The organism is Erwinia persicina NBRC 102418 (assembly GCF_001571305.1).
GTDB classification, from domain to species: domain Bacteria; phylum Pseudomonadota; class Gammaproteobacteria; order Enterobacterales; family Enterobacteriaceae; genus Erwinia; species Erwinia persicina.
On sequence record NZ_BCTN01000018.1, the window covers coordinates 43,792 to 58,438 of the forward strand.

Annotated in this window: 13 protein-coding genes; 4 read left to right on the plus strand and 9 right to left on the minus strand. The window is 56.4% G+C overall.

The window, feature by feature from the left end:
* The first annotated feature begins 195 nt into the window (after positions 1–195).
* Entirely contained in the window at positions 196–1,419 is a 1,224-nt protein-coding gene (gene sbcD / locus EPE01S_RS17855) for an exonuclease subunit SbcD (RefSeq protein WP_062747832.1), read from the plus strand.
* A complete protein-coding gene (locus tag EPE01S_RS17860; protein ID WP_062747835.1) occupies positions 1,416–4,775 on the plus strand; it encodes an AAA family ATPase in 3,360 nt (1,119 codons plus the stop codon). Before sbcD ends, EPE01S_RS17860 begins: the two co-directional genes overlap by 4 nt.
* A gap of 36 nt (positions 4,776–4,811) precedes the next feature.
* Here EPE01S_RS17860 and EPE01S_RS17865 read toward each other — a convergent pair whose 3' ends face one another.
* The 5 genes from EPE01S_RS17865 to EPE01S_RS17885 all read right to left on the minus strand — a co-directional run bounded on the left by EPE01S_RS17865 (position 4,812) and on the right by EPE01S_RS17885 (position 8,976).
* Complete coding sequence (locus EPE01S_RS17865) at positions 4,812–5,459, minus strand: DUF799 domain-containing protein (protein WP_062747837.1); 648 nt, start codon at positions 5,457–5,459, stop codon at positions 4,812–4,814.
* The gene (locus tag EPE01S_RS17870; protein ID WP_062747839.1) at positions 5,459–5,809 is read right to left on the minus strand and encodes a DUF4810 domain-containing protein; all 351 of its coding nucleotides are present in this window, start codon (positions 5,807–5,809) and stop codon (positions 5,459–5,461) included. The genes EPE01S_RS17865 and EPE01S_RS17870 overlap by 1 nt, the downstream gene beginning before the upstream one ends.
* A gap of 17 nt (positions 5,810–5,826) precedes the next feature.
* Complete coding sequence (locus EPE01S_RS17875) at positions 5,827–6,501, minus strand: CsgG/HfaB family protein (protein WP_062747841.1); 675 nt, start codon at positions 6,499–6,501, stop codon at positions 5,827–5,829.
* Positions 6,502–6,761: 260 nt separating this feature from the next.
* Positions 6,762–7,820 carry an AraC-like transcriptional regulator QhpR gene (gene qhpR, locus EPE01S_RS17880; protein ID WP_373279687.1) on the minus strand — a complete coding sequence of 353 codons (1,059 nt, stop codon included), beginning with the start codon at positions 7,818–7,820 and terminating at the stop codon, positions 6,762–6,764.
* 151 nt (positions 7,821–7,971) lie between these two features.
* The gene (locus EPE01S_RS17885) at positions 7,972–8,976 is read right to left on the minus strand and encodes a phosphotransferase enzyme family protein (RefSeq protein WP_062747845.1); all 1,005 of its coding nucleotides are present in this window, start codon (positions 8,974–8,976) and stop codon (positions 7,972–7,974) included.
* A 279-nt stretch (positions 8,977–9,255) separates the two neighbouring features.
* Here EPE01S_RS17885 and eat point away from each other — a divergent pair, with 279 nt between their 5' ends.
* Entirely contained in the window at positions 9,256–10,620 is a 1,365-nt protein-coding gene (gene eat, locus EPE01S_RS17890) for an ethanolamine permease (protein WP_062747847.1), read from the plus strand.
* A 59-nt stretch (positions 10,621–10,679) separates the two neighbouring features.
* Here eat and mak read toward each other — a convergent pair whose 3' ends face one another.
* The gene (mak, locus tag EPE01S_RS17895; RefSeq protein WP_062747849.1) at positions 10,680–11,585 is read right to left on the minus strand and encodes a fructokinase; all 906 of its coding nucleotides are present in this window, start codon (positions 11,583–11,585) and stop codon (positions 10,680–10,682) included.
* A 146-nt stretch (positions 11,586–11,731) separates the two neighbouring features.
* Between mak and rdgC the strand changes: the two genes are divergently transcribed.
* Entirely contained in the window at positions 11,732–12,643 is a 912-nt protein-coding gene (gene rdgC, locus EPE01S_RS17900; RefSeq protein ID WP_062747967.1) for a recombination-associated protein RdgC, read from the plus strand.
* A gap of 71 nt (positions 12,644–12,714) precedes the next feature.
* On the opposite strand, the gene ppnP is transcribed toward rdgC, so the two are convergent.
* The 3 genes from ppnP to aroL form a co-directional block, all read right to left on the minus strand.
* Positions 12,715–13,005: a pyrimidine/purine nucleoside phosphorylase gene (gene ppnP, locus EPE01S_RS17905; RefSeq protein WP_062747851.1), complete on the minus strand. Its 291-nt coding sequence runs from the start codon at positions 13,003–13,005 to the stop codon at positions 12,715–12,717.
* A 500-nt stretch (positions 13,006–13,505) separates the two neighbouring features.
* Positions 13,506–13,697 (minus strand): YaiA family protein, encoded by a 192-nt coding sequence (locus EPE01S_RS17910; RefSeq protein WP_062747853.1) that lies wholly within the window; start codon positions 13,695–13,697, stop codon positions 13,506–13,508.
* 133 nt (positions 13,698–13,830) lie between these two features.
* The gene (gene aroL / locus EPE01S_RS17915; RefSeq protein WP_062747855.1) at positions 13,831–14,355 is read right to left on the minus strand and encodes a shikimate kinase AroL; all 525 of its coding nucleotides are present in this window, start codon (positions 14,353–14,355) and stop codon (positions 13,831–13,833) included.
* Positions 14,356–14,647 lie beyond the last annotated feature (292 nt).

Below are 14,647 nucleotides of genomic sequence, written 5' to 3' on the forward strand. Positions count from 1 at the left end.
TGACAGGTTGTCACGGGGATATGCGGCGCCATTATGCGTCAGTTTTATGACACTTTTATGAAAAAAGCACCCCCTGAAGGCATTGATGGACTTAAATAAAATCCCCCGCACCGCATTAATCTGCCTGGCGTGAATAATTCGGCAGGCAGGACGGGTATACTTCCCGCCATGCATTTCCGCCATGAAAGGACCCCCATGCGCATCATTCATACTGCCGACTGGCATCTTGGCCAGTTTTTCTACACCAAAAGCCGGGCGGCTGAGCACCAGGCCTTTCTTGACTGGCTGCTGGAAAAAGCAGAAGCGCAGCAGGCGGACGCCATTATCGTCGCCGGGGATATTTTTGATACCGGTTCGCCGCCGAGCTACGCACGCGAGCTGTATAACCGCTTTGTCGTCAGACTCCAGCAAACCGGCTGTCAGCTGGTGATCCTGGGCGGTAACCACGATTCGGTGGCGATGCTGAACGAATCGCGCGAGCTGCTGGCGTGCCTGAATACCCGGGTGATCGCGGCTGCCAGTGACGATGTCAGCCAGCAGGTCCTGATGCTGAATCGCCGCGATGGCCAGCCCGGCGCGCTGCTCTGCGCGATCCCCTTTTTACGTCCACGCGATATTCTGCGTAGCCAGAGCGGACAGTCAGGGCGGGAGAAGCAGCAAAGCCTGCTGGAAGCCATTACCGATCATTATCAACGTTGCTGGCAGGAGGCGCTGAGGCAGCGGGAGGCGCTGGGACTGACGCTGCCCATTATAGCGACCGGCCATCTGACCACTCTGGGGGTGACCAAAAGCGACGCCGTGCGCGATATTTACATCGGCACACTGGACGCCTTCCCCGCCGACTGTTTTCCCCCGGCAGACTACATTGCCCTCGGCCACATTCACCGTGCCCAGCGCATTGCCAACAGCGACCATATTCGTTACAGCGGCTCACCCATTCCGCTCAGTTTTGATGAGTTGGGTAAAGCCAAAAGCGTGTTTCAGGTCGACTTCGACGCGGGCCGTTTCGTTGCCGCTGAGGCGCTGCCGATCCCGTCCTTCCAGCCGATGCAGATGATTAAAGGATCGCTGGAGCAGATCGAACAGCAGCTGGCGGCGCTGACGCCCGATCCGCAGGGCAGAACCATCTGGCTGGATATTGAAATCGTCACCGAGGCCTATCTCAGTGAGTTACAGCGCCGCATTCAGGAGCTGACCGCACCGCTGCCGGTGGAGGTGGTGCTGTTGCGCCGCAGCCGCGAACAGCGGGAGCAGGTTATCGCCCGGCAAAATAATGAAACCCTTAGCGAACTGAGCGTTGAGGAGGTTTTTTCCCGCCGCCTGGCCCAGGAAACCGATGAACCGGAACGTCAGGCGCGGGCCAGCGCGCTCTTTGCTCAAACGCTCGAAGCGGTGCGCCATGAGGAGCAGCCCCGATGAAAATCCTGACCTTACGCTTTAAAAACCTCAATTCGCTCAAAGGTGAATGGAAAATTGATTTTACCGTTGAGCCGTTTGCCAGCAACGGGCTGTTTGCCATCACCGGCCCGACCGGTGCGGGAAAAACCACGCTGCTGGATGCCATCTGCCTCGCGCTGTATCACGAAACCCCACGGCTCAAGAGCATTACCCAGTCACAAAATGACCTGATGACGCGTGATACTGCCGAATGTCTGGCCGAGGTGGAATTTGAGGTAAAAGGGGTGGCGTGGCGCGCCTTCTGGAGCCAGAACCGTGCACGCGGTGCCGCTGACGGCAATTTACAGGCCCCGCGCGTGGAACTGGCGCGCTGCGATGATAATCAGATCGTGGCCGACAAAGTCAAAGACAAGCTGGAGATGATCGCCACGCTGACCGGACTGGACTTTGAGCGCTTTACGAAGTCCATGATGCTGTCGCAGGGCCAGTTCGCCGCGTTTCTCAATGCCGATGCCAATAAACGCGCTGAACTGCTGGAAGAGCTGACCGGGACCGAAATTTACGGAAGACTCTCTTCGGCGGTGTTTGAACGACACAAACAGGCGAAGGTGTTACTGGATACCCTGAGGGCGCAGTCCGGCGGCATGGCTTTGTTAAGCGAAGCGCAGCAGGACAGCCTGAATACGCAGCTGGCACAAAGCATTGCGGAGGAGCAGGCACTTACTTCGCAGCAGCAGGGCCGGCAGCAAAAAGTGCATGAACTGCAACAGCTTGAGCAGCTGCAACGGGAACGGCAGTTGCTGATCACCCGCGCACAGCAGCTGGACGAACAGCGGCAGCAGGCGCACACCGCACTGACGGCAGTGGCGGCGGCACAGCAGCAGGCTTTGCTGGCGCAGGAGCAGCACCAGACGCTGCATCTGCAGCAGGACACTCTGATAGCCGAAAAAGTGCTGCCGCTCGATCTGCAACTTAGCGCTCTGCGGGAGCAGGTTCAGCAGCTGGCGCGTGAGCAGAATGAGCATCAGCAGACTTTCGCTTCCCGTCAGCAGGAAAGCGTGCAGAACCTTCAGTTGCAGACGGAAAAACAGTTGCAGCAGCGACAGCTTAACGACTGGCGCAGCGCCCATGCGCAGTATGAACGTTACGGAGAGTCTCTGCCGCTGTGGCGGGAACGTTTCCGTCAGCAGCAAGAGAGTGAGCAGTCACTCACATCTTTGCGCCAGCAGGTGGCGACCCGCCAGCAGGCACTGGTGCAGTATGAACAGGCCTGCGAGCGGCTTCAGCAGCAGCAGACGCCGCTACAGCAGCAGCTCTCCGCCGCAGAACAGGCACTTGCTCAGGCCCGGCAGCAGCTGGTGCCGCTGCAACAGAAGCACCCGGAAGAAACCCTGCGCGCAGTGCTGGCGCAGTGTGCCCGGCAGCGGCCCCAGCGCCTGCTGCTGGCAACGCTGCTTCCGCAGGGTCAGCAGCTGAACGGCCGCCTGGTCCGGTTACAACAGGAACATCAGGCGCTGACGCAGCAGATCCAGAAAAACAGTGAGCAGTTACTTACGCTGCGTGCGTTATGGAAAGAGAAGTATCAGCATCAGCAGGATCTTGATAAACGCTGTGAGCTGGAACGGCGCATTGCCGATCTGGAGCAGCACCGGGCGCAGCTGGAAGCCGGCCAGCCCTGCCCGCTTTGCGGTTCAGAAACCCATCCGGCGGTGCAGGCGTATCAGGCATTACAGCTTTCAGAAAACCAGCAGCGGCTCGCCACCCTCAGGCGCGAAGTTGAACAACTGAAAGAGGAAGGAAGCACCCTCGGCGCACAGCTGAAACAGGCGCAGGCGCAGGAGGCCCGTCTGCAGGAGGAACGGAACGATCTGGGTCGTCAACTGCAGCAACTGGAACAGCAGTGGCAGAACGCCGCGGGCGCGCTCTCACTGACGCTGACCCCACAACAGCCTGCGCAGGTCAGTGAATGGCTGGCAGAGCAGGAGCAGCAGGAAAGCACCCTGCAGCAGCAGTTGCAGCAGCTGGAGCAGGCCCTGCGCCACTGTCAGCAGCAGAAGGAAGGGCTTTATCAGCAACAGCAGTCCTGGCAACACCTGCAACAGCAGATCCAACTGCAGCAACAGGAGAGGGACGCCGCCGTGCAGGCCCTGAACGCACAACAGCAGCAGCTTGAACAGGATGAAGCGCGTGCACAACAGCGCCTCAGCAGCCTGGCAGAAGCGCTGAGGGCGCTGGATCTGTCACTGCCGCAGGATGGCGACTATCAGGGCTGGCTGCAGCGCTGCGAACAGCAGTGGCAGGCATGGCAACGTAACAGCGAGGCGCTGGCCGCGCTGGTGCCCGAACTGGCCACTATCGCCAGCCGCCAGCAGGCGCTGGAAGATGAACTGCAGCAGCAGCAGACACGACTGAACGCAGGGGATCAGCGCCTGCAGCAGCAGCAGTCGATGCTGAACCAACTGCAGCAGCAGCGTCAGGCGCTGTTTGGCGATCGACAGGTCGCAGAAGTTCAGCAGCAGCTGCGGGCGGCCGCCACGCAGCACGATCGGGACGTGCGCCAGGCTCAGGTGCAGTGGCAGTCGCAGCAGGACCGGATAAATACTCTGACCGGACAGCATAAATCACTAAATGAACAGTTGATTACTCTGCAGTCGAAATTAGACGATGCCTTAACCAAAACAGGCAAGGTCGACGACCTCCCTTCCCGCCGTGCCCTGCTGGAAGCTGAACTGCACGGGCTGAACCAGCAACTGCGTGAGCTGGCCAGCCAGCAGGGCCAGCTGCGTCAGCAGCTACGCGATGACAACGAAAGGCGAACTCGCCAGCAGGCGCTGCTGGCTGAGATTGCCGCTCACGAGCAACATCTTGAGGACTGGAGCTACCTGAATCAGCTGATTGGTTCCAGAGAGGGGGATAAATTCCGCCGTTTTGCACAGGGGCTGACGCTGGATCATCTGGTGTGGCTGGCGAACAATCAGCTGAACCGTCTGCACGGGCGCTATCTGCTGCAGCGAAAATCTCAGGAAGCACTGGAACTGCAGGTGATCGATACCTGGCAGGCGGATGCACAGCGCGATACCCGCACGCTGTCAGGCGGGGAAAGTTTTCTTGTCAGCCTCGCACTGGCGCTGGCGTTATCAGATCTGGTCAGCCACAAAACCCGCATTGAGTCGCTGTTCCTGGATGAAGGGTTTGGCACGCTGGATGCGGAGACGCTCGACAGTGCGCTTGACGCGCTGGATGCACTGAATGCCAGCGGGAAAACGATTGGGGTGATCAGCCACGTGGAGGCGATGAAAGAGCGCATTCCGGTGCAGATCAGGGTGAAGAAGATTAACGGACTGGGCTACAGCAGGCTGGAAACGCCTGTGGCGTAGGGGCGTTCTAAGACGAACGCCCCAGCGGCATTGACGTTATAACGCCGTTTTCACTTTTGCACGCGGCCCTGGCAGAATGCTGCCGTTGCGGCCATCGGCGGTGAGCATGGTCGCTCCGGCGATGATGGCAATATCATGGCTTTTGTCAGACATGTTGCTGGACATCTGTTTCACTGCCGCGGTGATCAGCATCCCCAGCAGGCCGTTATTGCTGTTGTCCTGCGCGTCAGAAGCATAGCCCTTACCGGACCAGATTTGCTTACCGCTGCGCAGATCCACCAGCCGTGCAGTGGCGCTGACCTCAGTGACACTGTCCACGACCCGGTACTGGCTACCATAGCTGTCGATATCAATATACAGCGCCGCATCCGCATGGAAGATCTCATACAGTTTCGCGGTGCTGACTGCCTGAGCTTCCGCGCCGCTGGTCAGCCCGTTCTGCTCAAAGGTTTTGTCGACCACGGCGACCGGGAAGACATAGTAACCGGACTCGGCCAGCGGTGCGGTGACTACGGACACCAGGCTGCGGGCTGCTGTGATATCCGGGCTGCTGTTTTTTGCCGGCAGCACCACAATAGAACGTGGCTTACTGGCGCGGAACGCGCTGTAATCGTAAGGCGTTTGTTTCGCACAACCGCTCAGCACCAGCGTCGCGGCTACGGCAATAAGGGTCCATAGTTTCATTATTTTTTCACCTTATTGCGCATCAGGAAATCCATATAGGCCGCTGACTCAGGGAACAGGGTCTTTTCCATATTAAATTGCTGGAAGGCCTGGTCCGGATGGCCGGTTTCAACATAGAGCAAACCTGTCTGGGCATGGAGACCCGGCGGTACCGGTTTATTTTTCGCCTTCGCCTGCTCAACAATGGCATTCAGTGATTCAATCTGTTGTTCAGGCGATTTATCATTTTTGTAATAACTGTATATCGTGGACTGATAATCACCCCAGTAATACACGGTTTCTTTTTTTTCGGCGCAGGCGACCATCAGCAGCGCGACCAGGGTCACGCTGGCCATTTTAATCACGTTCATTATCTCATCCCTGTCGATTATTTTACCGGACGCCACGCGCCTGATTCGATTCCCTGCACCAGATGATTCACGGCTTCACGTACCGCTAAATCCATCACCTTACCATTCAGCGTGGAGTCATAGCTGGCCGTACCGCCGAAGCCAATCACTTCGCGGTTTGACAGGCTGTATTCACCCGCACCCTGCACGGAATAAACCACTTCAGAAGTGGCGACATCTACCACATTCAGATTCACCTTGGCATAGGCAACCTGAGACTTGCCGCGGCCAAGAATACCCCAGAGCTGCTGGTCTCCAACTTCTTTACGACCAAACTCGGTAATATCACCGGTGATCACATAGTTGGCCCCTTTGATGGTCTGCTGGCTGCCTTTGTACTGCGCTTCTGCTTTCAGCTCGTCAAGGTTGGCACGATCCAGCACGTTAAAACGGCCGGTCTGTTGCAGATGCGTAATAAGGATGGTTTTTGACTGATTGCCCAGGCGGTCAACCCCATCAGAGAAGACACCGTTCATATAAGAAGAGCGATTATCGAACTTACCGACGGCAATCGGGCTTTTCGCTCCCTGATATTGTGGCTGAGAAGCCGCAGCGACCTGAGGTGCTTCAATGGAACGGGAAGATTCGGTGGCACAGCCGGACAGCACCGACACGCTTAATAAAGATAAAGCAACAAGGCTTGTGGATTTCATTTCATTTCCCTGAAAGAATTCGTATTAAAATAATAACCCTGAACCTGATTAGCACGCAGATTATAGCCAGAATGGATTATTATAAAATAAAGGCGGGGCGCCTCTGGCACAGAAGATTACCACAAGGAAATTACAAAAATAAACGTAAACATTCAATTATTTTAATTTGTCACAGCCATAAATTATAAGAGCACTAAGCATTATCCTAACTTAATTCAAATAGGTCTTTCCCGATGCACGTAAATAACACGACTTAACCTTTACCCTGCCAGTTCATCCTGCCGCCACTGTCGGGGGCTGATGCCAAACCAGCGCCGGAAAGCGCGGGAGAAAGCGCTGACCTCCGAATAGCCCAGCAACAGCGCCATTTCAGAAATCGGCAGTTGCCTTTGCTGCAGGTAATGTTTAGCCATCTCACAGCGTACATTGTCCACCAGCAGGGTAAAACTGATACCTTCCTCTCGCAGACGTCGCTGCAGTGTCCAGCTCGACAGCCCCATTTTCTCCGCCACGTCCTCCAGTACCGGCTCCCCCTGCAGCATCGCCTGATGAACCTGCGCCCGAGTCTGGTCGACAACATTTTGCTGTGGCGACCCGTTATTCAGACGGCGTATGGCATCCTGCATAACCCCCAGTAACAGCGGGTCGCTGTCCGGCATGGCGCGCAGCAGATCGCGTTTCGGGATTAGCAAAGAGTTAAACGGCTGGTCAAAATAGACCGGGGCGTCGAAGACTTTGCAGTGCTCGTGCCACTCGGAGGGGCGCGGATGTTCGAAATGGACTTCACGCGGTGCCCAGTTTTTTCCCGCAACGTGGCGAACCAGATTGAGGAACATCCCCAGCGTCAGCTCCGCGTCCTGACGGCGGCAGAGGATAGCGCCGTGTCTTACCTGATAATCCATACGCCAGCAGTCGCCCTTATCGACCAGTCGCGTGAGCGTATCGTGCTGATGCCACGGAAACGCAGTGGCGACGTTGTGCAGGGCCTGCTCCAGCGTGGCACTGCACAGACCGATATAACCAATCAGGCCTAATGACTGCGGTTTGAACTGCCGGCCATAATGCAAACCGAAGTTATCGCAACCGGAATAGCGTGCCGCCTCCTCCATGACACGGCAGTAGTTAATTAATCCGAGGCTGAGGGTCGGCTGCGCCAGCAGCTCCGGGTTGATACCGCTAACGCCAAAAATCTGATCAACATCCCCGCCGCTGTGGCTGATAAATTCGCTCAGTCCGCTGGCAGCCGCGGCCAGTACGCCGCGATTGCTGACGTTGCCGAGAGCATGGCTCATTTCTGGCCGGATCAGGTGATTTTGCATCATGGTGATTGCCTGTATGCTGCGATGAATATCCTGAATACAGCAAGTTTCATACCAGGCGGTAGAGTCAGCAAAATCATCTGCTTATTCTGTCAGTCGGGACCGTTAAGCACCGCCGGAGCGCAGGCTGCCCGCCAACGGTGCAAACCGATCACACCCCGACCGGCAGCTCGCGCCTTTCCAGATAGCGGCGGCACAGGCGCACGGAGTGATCGGCCCATTGCGATCCCAGACTCTGTGCCATCCCGGTTTCCGCATGCGATCCCACCCAGGCCAGCAGCTGAATGCGACGCTGGATCAGCAGCGTGGGCACCATCGCCATTTCAACATCGGTAATATGGTCGACCTGCTCGTAGCCCTGGATCCAGTGATCTATCCACTCCGCCGCACGCGGATGATGTTCGACAAAACTGATCGCTGCCGCCAGATCATGCAGATACCAGCCGAAACCGCAGTCATCAAAGTCAATCACCCGGGTTTCCCCGTTGTGCAGCAGCAAATTCGTCAGACGCAGATCGGCGTGGATCAGACCATAATACTGAGGATCCTGACCAAATCCGGCCAGGGCCGCCCCCACCCGGGCGACGGTTTCCTCAACAATGACGCCATCCTCCGCGCGTAAATTCGGTGCATCACGCCAGTCTCCCCAGTGGCTCTGCGGGCTGACCATCGTGTGATGATCCCAGATGATGCGCTGGAATCCCGCGGGACGCTGCCAGTTCCTGCTGTGCTGATGCAGGCGGGCGGTAATATTGCCCAACTGGCGAAAGGCCCGGGGATCAACGTCGGTGCCTGGCATCTCTCCGTCTATCCAGTGGAACAATACGGCATGACGAACGGAACCCGCATTCAGCGTCAGCGTTTGCACCGTCTGCCCTTCGCGATCGGCCACCGCCTGCGGTACCTCAATACCGGTTTCACGCAGCGCATCCAGCCACTGCAGCTCACTTTCAATATCGGCACGCTGATGATAGTCCTCACGGTGCAGCCTCAGCGCATAACGCCTGCCCCCCGCCTCCAGTAAAAACGTGGCGTTTTCAGAACGACACAGCAGGCTGAGTTTGCCCTGCAACGCCACCGGATAGCGTAACAGTGTCATCTCAGCAAGGTGTTGCAGCTCGGCGTTGTTCAGCGTGTCATATTGTCTGGCAGTCATAGTCTGGCTCCGGGTCAGTTTCAGTCAGTACGTCCTGGCTGACAGCATCCGATCGCTTGCCCTTCTCCGGCTTGACCGCAGACTATCCTGTTTTGACCACAGCGTACCCCTGGCACTTTTTTGGCCTGCCAGTTGACTACAGAGCACAAAAATCCTCATGCCGGTGTCAAGTTTCACCCACCGGGCAGCGTCATTATCAGACCACACCTCTGCAAAGGTTCACGCGACCGTAAGCGACGACGTGTCCGATGGGGAAAACACACTGACGGGGATAACAGCATGACAATGAAATTAAAGCCCACGCTGGGCACCATACACCTCTGGGGCATCGCAGTCGGTCTGGTCATTTCCGGGGAGTATTTTGGCTGGAGCTATGGCTGGGGCGTGGCGGGTACGCTCGGTTTTTTGCTTACCACGCTGATGATTGCCACCATGTACACCTGCTTTATCTTCAGCTTTACCGAACTGACCACCGCCATTCCGCACGCGGGTGGCCCGTTTGCCTATAGCCGTCGCGCCTTTGGCGAAACCGGCGGTCTGATTGCCGGTATGGCCACCCTGATAGAGTTCGTTTTTGCGCCGCCGGCTATTGCGATGGCTATCGGGGCCTATCTCAACGTGCAGTACCCAACCCTGAATCCGAAGTATGCGGCCGTGGGGGCGTATATTGTCTTTATGACGCTGAATATTCTCGGCGTTAAGCTGGCGGCAATGTTTGAACTGGTGGTGACTGTACTGGCGGTGCTTGAGCTACTGGTGTTTATGGGCGTTGTCGCTCCCGGCTTCAGTATGGCGAATTTTGCCGCAAACGGCTGGGCAGGCGGTGAGCACTTCGGAATGCCTGCGCTTTCCGGTATTTTTGCGGCCATTCCTTTTGCCATCTGGTTTTTCCTGGCGATCGAGGGGGCGGCGATGGCCGCCGAAGAGGCTAAAGACCCGAAACGGACCATCCCCCGCGCCTATATCGCCGGGATCATCACGCTGGTGGTGCTGGCCATTGGCGTGATGCTGATGGCGGGTGGCGCCGGGGACTGGCGCGCATTATCCAATATCAACGACCCCCTGCCGCAGGCGATGAAAATGATCGTCGGTGAACACTCTAACTGGATGCATATGCTGGTGTGGATTGGCCTGTTTGGCCTGATTGCCAGCTTCCACGGCATAATACTTGGCTATTCACGCCAGTTCTTTGCCCTGTCGCGCGCCGGCTATTTGCCGGCGGGCCTGGCAAAGCTGTCACGCTTCCAGACGCCCCACCGCGCCATTATTGCGGGCGGCATTATCGGTATTGCCGCCATCTTCAGCGACAGCTGGATTAACCTGCAGGGTATGACACTGACGGCGGCCATGATTACCATGGCGGTGTTTGGTGCCATTGTGATGTACATCATGAGTATGTTGAGCCTGTTTCGCCTGCGTCGCACTGCGCCCGGACTGGATCGCAGTTTCCACGCGCCGGGCTACCCCATTGTCCCCGGCATTGCCCTGGTACTGGCCGTGGTGTGCCTGGTGGCCATGATATGGTTTAACGCTCTGATTTTTTCGGTTTTTTCTGCACTGATGCTGATGGGCTATCTGTGGTTCCTGATGACCAGGAACCAGCGTGAAAATGCGCCGCATGATGCGATGTTACAGGGCGAATAACGCCCACTTATCTGCGCATTACAGGGGCCGATCGACATCACGACCGGCCCCTGTTCAGATCATAACGGCCACAGCCAGGCCGCGCCGCGTACCCCGCTGGAATCTCCGTGAACCGCCTTGCGGACAGGCGTTTCACACTCTCCGCCAAATACCCATTTTTTGATCAGTAGCGGCAGCGTCTGATACAACCGATCGACGTTGCTCATCCCCCCACCCAGCACAATCATATCCGGGTCAAGAATGTTCACCACGTTAGCCAGCGACTTGGCCAGGCGAAGCTCATAGCGACTCATCGCCAGCTCTGCCACCGGATCCTGCTGTGCGACCCGCTGCATAATCTCCGCGCCCTTCAGATCGATGCCACTTAAGCGATGATAGTCGGTGGCAAAGCCGGTACCAGAGATAAAGGTTTCAATACAGCCCTGCTTACCGCAGTAGCAGGGAACTTCAGCGCGGTAACGCAGCTCATCTTCATCCATCCATGGTAAGGGGTTATGCCCCCACTCTCCGGCATTACCATTGCCGCCGCTGTGTGCCTGACCGTTAAGCGCCACGCCTGCACCACAGCCGGTACCAATAATCACCGCAAACACCGTCTGCCGTCCCGCCGCAGCACCGTCAACCGCTTCCGATACCGCCAGGCAGTTAGCATCATTGGCGATACGTACTTCCCGGCCCAGCCGCTGCTGTAAGTCTTTATCCAACGGCTGGCCGTTGAGCCAGGTGGAATTGGCGTTTTTTACGCGCCGGGTAAAGGGCGACAGCGTGCCGGGGATCCCTATTCCGACGCTGCCCTGCTGACCGGTCTCCTGCTCTGCGCGCTGTACCAGCCCGATGATATTTTCCAGGGTTTTCGCGTAGTCGTCACGCGGCGTGGGCACGCGATAGCGGAACAGCTCCTCCCCCTGGTCAGATAAGGCAATCACTTCTGTTTTCGTGCCACCTAAATCGATACCGATACGCACTTGTTATTCCTCATTATTTAACGTGGAGATCATTACCTTAGAAGGTGCGGTGCGGAAAGGCAATGAAACGCCGTCGCCGATTCGCTATCATGCGCGCTGACTTTGAACTCGCGCGCCTTATTGCGCGCCCTGAGAGGGAATGCAGCATGCTGTGGTTTAAAAATTTGATGGTTTATCGTCTCAATCGCGACATTCCGCTGGTGGCAGACGAGATGGAAAAACAGCTCGATGCCTTCTCTTTCAGCCCCTGCGGTAGCCAGGATATGTCTAAAACCGGCTGGGTTTCACCGATTGGTCCGCGCAGCGAAGACCTGACTCACGTCACTAACGGTCAGATCCTGATTTGTGCGCGTAAAGAAGAGAAAATGCTGCCATCACCGGTGATTAAGCAGGCGCTGGATGCGAAAATCAGCAAGCTGGAAGCCGAACAGTCTCGCAAGCTGAAGAAGACTGAAAAAGACTCTCTGAAAGAGGAAGTGCTGCACAGCCTGCTGCCGCGCGCCTTCAGCCGTTTCAGCCAGACCTATGTGTGGATCGACACCGTCAACAACCTGATTATGGTCGACTGTGCCAGTGCAAAAAAAGCAGAAGATACGCTGGCCCTGCTGCGTAAAAGCCTCGGTTCGCTGCCTGTGGTTCCTCTGACGCTGGAAAGCCCGATTGAGCTGACCATGACCGAATGGGTGCGCTCTGGTGAGCTGCCTGCCGGATTTGCCCTGATGGACGAAGCCGAACTCAAAGCGATTCTGGAAGATGGCGGCGTGATCCGCTGTAAGAAACAGGATCTGGTGTGCGATGAGATCGCTAATCATATTGAAGCAGGGAAGCTGGTGACGAAACTGGCCCTCGACTGGCAGGAACGTATCCAGATGATCCTGTCGGATGATGGCTCGATCAAGCGGCTGAAGTTCTCTGATATTTTACGCGAACAGAATGATGATATCGATCGTGAGGATGTCACCGGACGTTTTGATGCAGATTTTGTGCTGATGACGGGCGAGCTGGCGGCCCTGATCAGTAATACGGTCGAAGCGCTGGGCGGTGAAGCACAGCGTTAATGTGCGGGTTGCCTTGTTACACTTAACGGGCGATACAGGGGCTGACCTTATTCCGGTCAGCCCTGACAATATCAGTCTTTCAGATACCGGCACAGATAGGCAGATGACTCCGCTACCTGTAAATGGAATTCACTGTGGCCGGGCACATTAAACACCTGGCCTGGCTGGTAATGTTTCCACTCCACCTCGCCCGGCAGTAATACCTTCATCGAACCACTGACCACGGTCATCTCTTCTGCCTGACCGGTACCAAAGGTGTACTCACCTTCTGCCATCACGCCTACACTGGCGCGGCCGGTACTGGCGCTCTCATAACCAATCGACTTCACTTTACCGTCGAAATACTCACTAACGTTGAGCATATAAATTCCTTAAAATCAGAGACAAAGGTAAGTTTGCAGTGTAGAACCATAATTAACGGGCTGTCACGCACTATTGCGCGCCACGCGCAGCAATCGTGATTCAGGTCAGCAGTTCTGCCGCCCGTTGCCCCCACCATCCCCGAACGTATCCTGCTTTTTTCCAGGGATAAGAGTGTGATCCCCTGACAGACTCAACGATCTTTCTGAGATGATGTTGCTGCCTCTGAGCGGGCGTTTAAGATAATCATCCTGTAACGCATTGAGTACCGTGGCCTTATACGGTGAGCCTGATGGTGCGAGGGGCATGAGAGGAAAAGCGCAATAGTTTCCCCCGGGGTATATTACCGATAGCCGTGGGGAAGATACTGATGCCCTGAAGCGTTTCCTCACGCGCCAGGGCTCATCCCTGCTGGCGGCTGCAAGCCGGTTCAGCCAGTAGGTGATCAACAGACTGTGGTGAGTGGGGTGAGCGGGACCGTCGGCATCCTTGCCCGTGGACATTACTCTTTAGACTGATCTTCGTAGCGTTTTTTAGCATCCAGCGCTTCCTGCTCTGTTTCATGCTCGCTGATCAAGGTGTCAGGTTTCGGATGATCGGCACGCAGCTCGAACCAGATAACTGACTTGCCGGGTGCGCCTTTCTCTACCGGTACGATATTCGCTTCTCGTGGATATGGCGGTCTGCCTGGCATAATGCTCCCCTCTTTGATGTCAGTAAATTGCGTGGTCAGAATGATGACTCACAACACAGTATAGACAACCGTAACGGTTTAACCGCCAGGACAAGAGAAAAGGGGTCAGCATGATGCAAGTGTTAAAAACCGTTTAGCTGGCGCGGGCAAGGGAAAGCACGGTGAGGATCTGGCTGACAACGTCATCCGGGCACTGCATGGCATCAATGATATGGTGCGCAGACTGACGATATAACGCATCACGCACCGCCAGCACGTCGACCATCTCTTGCGCAATGGGGCGACCGGTAAGCGTCGGGCGCTGTTCCGCCTGTGGATAGGCTTCCAGGCGGTCAGCCAGTACAGCGGCATCGGCATGCAGATAGATGACCTGCCCCTGTTCACGCATAAACTGACGGTTTTCTTCCGACAGTACCATGCCTCCGCCGGTGGCGATCACCGTCGCTGCTGCGCTGACAGTTTTGAGCGCGGCGGTTTCACGCAGGCGAAAGCCAGGCCAGCCTTCACGGGTAACAATCTCCGCGACCGTCTGACCGCTGCTATTCTGAAGTGCGTGGTCGGTGTCACAGAAGCGATACCCCAGCGCCAGCGCAAGAGCGTGGCCAACGGTCGTTTTGCCGCAGCCGCGTGCACCGACCAGATAAATGGGTAATGACATAACAGGCCCTTCCTTAAGCAAACGCCAACACCGTTAATTGCATACGGCTGGCCAACCAATGATTAACGTTGCAGCGCATGATACCCGACATTATGCTGGCGAGCTATAAGTCACGTTTTATTTACAGCCAGCCGCCACAATTATCGATATAATGCATTGATTATATTAATATAAGCAGCGTAAAGAAAAACTTACACCGTCTAAATATCTTCCCTGTTAACCGCAACATTTCCTTACGCCAGCACGATTTACTTTCCCGCCACTCATGCCAATAGTAATGCTGTCGCCCGTT